This window comes from Streptosporangium sp. NPDC006013 (genome assembly GCF_040614275.1).
In the GTDB taxonomy this organism is placed as follows: Bacteria; Actinomycetota; Actinomycetes; order Streptosporangiales; family Streptosporangiaceae; genus Streptosporangium.
In genome coordinates this window covers 1-4,923 of record NZ_JBEXUE010000630.1, presented here as the reverse complement: position 1 = coordinate 4,923, position 4,923 = coordinate 1, and the positions used below count along the sequence as shown (strand labels likewise).

Genomic DNA, 4,923 nt, shown 5'->3' with positions numbered 1-4,923 from the left:
GCCGCGCGTCGGGCGGTCGCTGGCCGCGCTGCGGCTCTTCGGCCGGTCGCGGCCAGCGCCGCCCACGCGCCAATCCCCGATAGAGAACCGGCTGAAACACGGGGAAGCCAATCATGGAGTACGCCCAGACAGTCGACGTACCCACCGCAGTCGGGACAGTGAGAGCACGCCTTCGGCGGGGATCTCTGACTCCTAGGCGATCACGCGACGCCAAACTCGCGGAGTGGCCGAGGTGAAACCTGGTTTCTCGCACACTATCTATCCCGAGGCACAGAAGACTGACTCCACCGCATCAAACCCGGCTGCAACCGTAGGGGCAACACATGACGGTGGAACGGTGGCCAGCAAACGGATACGCAGAGCCAAGCTCGACGCTCCGTCGCCCGCCTGCTGCCTCTACGCGATGGGTTGTCGGTGTACGAGGTGATTAGCTGAGAATTCAGGGACTCCAGAGTAATCTACGTAGATGTAACAAAGGCTACGCGACTGGCGCTGGAGTCGATATGTTTTCCCTTCCATTCATCCGCCCCGTGATTTTGCACCTGGGGTATGGAATTGCAGGCTTTTTCGATGGTCCGGAAGGTGGTCATCAAATTCGAACCTACAAGGGGAGTGTCATCGATGTAAGCAAGCAGACGTTCTGGAAATCCTTTGGCTGCATATATCTAACTGTGCGAAATAGGTCAAATAGTGAAGTGACGATCAGCGACTGGCGGCTGACTGAGTCGCAGGGGGGTGTGATGTTTGTTGAGGGCGATGATCTGCCCTTCCGTATTGACCCCAAAGATTTCGCTGTTATTGCGCTTCCCGAATTCAGTAATAATGCCCGGAAGAGTTCAAGGATATGGCAACCTCAAGTGACGCTAGGTGAATCCGGAGTAACGGTAAAGGCGCGACAGCGAGTCTTGGTGCCTCCTGTCACCAAATGGGGAGGTCGTGGAGATGTAGGGCTGGTGTTCAACCCGTCGGAAGCCCGAAGGGTTGCCGCTATTCGCCAGATGGCTGAGGAGATCACCGCTAGATTGAGAGGTAGTACCAACTTCTATAGCACGGAGATGACAAGCCGTGAAGAGACTCGCCGTCGACTGGAAACCTTTAAGTTCTTCATCGAGAAGCAGGATGGCTATAAGCTTCTTCATCGGAATGGGGTAGGGAATCTGAGGGAAAGTGATGTGCAAATACTATTTCAAGCAGTGTGGCACGGGACCCCTTTCGATGTTAACCGCGAGCCGCGCAATGGGCGTGGGGCGGTTGACTTTTCTGTGAGCATGGGATCAAAGGACAAATCCCTAGTCGAGTTTAAGCTTGCCAGTAGCAAGCGACTGGAATCAGGTTTGCGCAATCAATTGAAGATCTATGAGGATGCAAATCGTACTAGTAGTTCATTTTATGTCATTGTCTATTCGGATGATAAAGATGAGCAGAAAATTGGACGTCTAATGGATAGCTTGACGGATGAAGAGCGTTCGACGATTGTGCTCGTGGATGCCAGGGAAGATAACAAGGGATCTGCATCCAGTGAGCATGGCTAGTGGCGAGACACTTACCAGCCAACGTGACGGAAAAATCGGTCATCACTGCCAATCGATGCCCTCTATGAGCAGCCATTCAATCCCAGGGTTGAGTAATATATCGGTTTGGTAATCAGGCTTGAAAATCGTAACATCAGGCTGCCGCGGGGCTTCCGTTCCTCGGGCCTGGCGGCCCTGCGGTACGGCTCCCCTTGCCATCGGATACGGGGCGGGCCATCGGCAAGGGGCTGTGTACAGCATATACAGCAACGTCGCTCACGCGATCACACACCACTAGGAAGAACCTGCCGCGTAACCAGACCGAGGAGCCCTATACATCGTGAACGGCTCTCGTTTTCAAGTAGGCTCTTATGTCATCGAAAGACCAGTAGAGGGATCGGCAGCGGTTGATGAATTCTGCCCCCTGGCGTCAAGTGGCAAACTTTCGGTGGTTACTTTATTAAGGAGCATGCTCCAGCAGATGGTGATTTGCGCAGCAAACGCTAAGGGGAGGCTGCGCCGCAGTTCGCAAGAGAGCATTACAGCGAACCTGAAAGCTCGACGTTACTTGTGATCAGTCATCTGACTTGGAAGGGTATGTGTATTCCGGGTAACGCCAACCCTTGATCACCAGTGCAGCAAGCAGTATTCCTATGCGGTCACACATGAGGGGACAGCCACAGTCGCGCGGTGCCGTCCCATCCAGCAGTAGCTAACAGATGCCCATCTGGAGAGAAGGTCACTGCAAGTACGGGGCCGCTGTGGCCGTTGAGAGGGGCTCCGATTGGCTGATGTGTGGCTAGGTCCCATAGTTGTACGGTGCCGTCCCATCCAGCGGTAGCCAGCAGGTGGTCGTCGGAGAGCCCTGATATTCCCAGGAACCCGCCCGTATCGCTGACAAGGGGATCGCTTATCGGTGTGCAGGTGATCGGGTCCCACAACTGCATAGTGCCATCCTCGCTGGCTATGGCGAGTAGATGGCCGTCGGGAGAAAATCTCACCCCAATAATGGGACTGTTATGGATGATAGGGGTGCCAATTGGCTTATATGTAGTCGAGTCCCACAACTGCACGGTGCCATCTTCGCTAGCCGTAACTAACTTATCGCCATCGGGAGAGAATCTAAGTCCAATAATGGCATTCTTGTGACCGGTAAGAGGGACGCCGATTGCCTCGCGGGTGCTCGCGTCCCATAGACGCATGGTGCCGTCCTCGCCTGCCGTCACTAGGAGGTGGCCGTCCGGTGAAAACTCCACTTCAACGACGACCTCAGCATGGCCCGTGAGAGGGGCACCGATTGGCTTGCCAGTGATGGGGTTCCACAGTCTTGCGGTGCCATCCCAGCTAGCACTGGCAAGCAGTCGACCGTCGGGAGAGAAACGCACGCCCGTAACCGCTCCTTTGTGACCAGTGAGAGGGACGCCGATCGTCTTTCGGGTGCTCGGATCCCATAGACGCATGGTGCCGTCCTCGCCTGCCGTCACTAGGAGGTGGCCGTCCGGTGAAAACTCCACTCCCAAGACGTGACCCGTGTGCCCCAGTAGTAGGTGGCCGGCACTAGGCCAAACGCTGCGCAGCGCCCGCTGGAGGTGCTCAATATGAGCTTGGGCGGCGGCGGCGGCCGTCGTAGTCGCCTGTAGTCGATTGGCAAGGTCATCGCGCTCCTCGTACAACGCGGCAACCTTAGGATTGAGTTGCTTATCGTGCTCTCGCTGCATATCGGCGCTGTCAGAGGAGATCCGCGATGGCGCCGTGCTGTCCTTAGCTACGGCAAGCGCCCGGACCTCCGAGACGAGATCCTGAGTTGTGATCAAGGAGTCTACGGGTGGTTCAGATGTATCAGCCGTGTGGTCATGCACATCCCGAGCGTCGCGTACAGCCACCCACAGTTGGCGGAACTCTTCTACGTTGCCGTTCATGGCCTCGACTACCAGCTCCAACTGGCCCCACCGCGGCTCCTTATCGCATCGCAGCACGCTGTGCACTGTGCTGTGGCTGATCACCTGGATCCGATGAGCGATGGTGCGCGTACTGGGCTCTCCGTTGGTCCGATGCAACCGCTTCAGACAGGCGCGTAGCGTCTCAAGTGGGACCTCGGCGGCCGGAGAAATCGGATGCTGCTGGCTCATAGTGAACGAGCATGCCAGGTTGTCAGAAAACGTAAAACCTATATGCCCATAGTCGCCCTGTAAGATTTTGTAAATAACTGTTGGCGTGTGTACCGATGCGTCTGACCTTGTCAGCAGCCTGGTGTCGTCCGTAAACGTCCCCTTTGGTTAGTTCAGGCTCGGACCACGCCGCCCCTCGGCAGGGTGGCTAGATCGCTACAACGGAAGCCACCGCCAGGCTGATGGCAGCCTTCCAAGTGAGCTCATACATGAAGGGGAAGCCGCATCGATGATGTCTAACTTGCTGCTCATCGCGTTGATCGCGGCCGTTTTACCGTCAGCTCTTGCTGCTGTGTATCTCTGTTCAGCTGACCCCGGTCGCCGGAGTCGGGCGTGGAAACTGCTTAGGCTGTTTCTGAAACGCTAGTCAAGCCCAGCAGGTCGACGATCGTAGCTACCGCCTGAGCATCCTCGATGTTCGTCCAGTAAGCGCGACACCGCAGCAGGGACGCGACAGCTCGTGCATTGAGCTTCCGCACCGTGTCCGAGTAACCACCAGATCTCACGCCTTCGATCGACGCCTGAACGGCCACCTTCGTGGAGCCCTGGTTTCAGTGTGAACAGCTACCCGGTAGCTGAGAAGCCGGGGTTATTCTTGGCAATCTTGGCGTTCATCCTCTACTAGGAGGCCCGCAGCCATGAAGCTTGCGGCAGCTCGGATCCGTGATTACCGATCCGTCCATGACTCGACCCCGTTCGAGGTTGAGGCTGGGAAGACCATCGCAGTCGGGGCGAACGAGGCGGGAAAGACCGCTTTGCTTCTGGCGCTCCAGACGATCAATCCGCCCGATGATCATGGCTGTAAACTTGACTCGCTGCGTGATTACCCTCGGTCGCGCTACACCGAGATCAGTAGAGGCCAGCACGACCCGTCCGACATCGAGGTCGTCGAGGCGACGTTCACGCTCGAACCTGACGATCTTGCCGCGCTGCATGCGGTTGATGCGATGGTGTTTGCCGATGCAACTACTTTCGTCTTGACGCGCTACTTGGACAATCACCGGACTTGGAGCCTGCCAGGTGTTCCCCAGGCCAGAAGTCTCGGCTCGGTGAGCAAGGACCTGACCAGGCTTAAAGCGCACCTGAAGTCTCAGGAGGGTGGGGCAGAGCTGGTCGACGAGATCGACGAAGTACTCGCCGGTGTCGCAGCTGAGGTTGAAGGGCTGAAGTTACGGCGGTTTGAGGATGAAGCCGGTCTGAGCAATGAAGCCGTCCAACAGGCCAGATCGGTACTGCATTCGTTT

3 protein-coding genes are annotated in these 4,923 nt (G+C 56.8%); 2 read left to right on the top strand and 1 reads right to left on the bottom strand.

Translation table 11 applies throughout. The features are described from left to right. Positions 1–530 precede the first annotated feature (530 nt). Positions 531–1,532, top strand: coding sequence for a hypothetical protein (locus tag ABZ260_RS46550; protein ID WP_355631141.1), 1,002 nt, complete (start codon positions 531–533; stop codon positions 1,530–1,532). A gap of 638 nt (positions 1,533–2,170) precedes the next feature. Here the strand turns inward: ABZ260_RS46550 and ABZ260_RS46545 are convergent. Then, on the bottom strand, positions 2,171–3,451 hold the full coding sequence (locus ABZ260_RS46545; protein ID WP_355631138.1) for a WD40 repeat domain-containing protein: 1,281 nt from the start codon (positions 3,449–3,451) through the stop codon (positions 2,171–2,173). 866 nt (positions 3,452–4,317) lie between these two features. Here ABZ260_RS46545 and ABZ260_RS46540 point away from each other — a divergent pair. Further along, a partial coding sequence (locus tag ABZ260_RS46540) for a hypothetical protein (RefSeq protein ID WP_355631135.1) occupies positions 4,318–4,923 on the top strand: 606 nt, incomplete at its 3' end.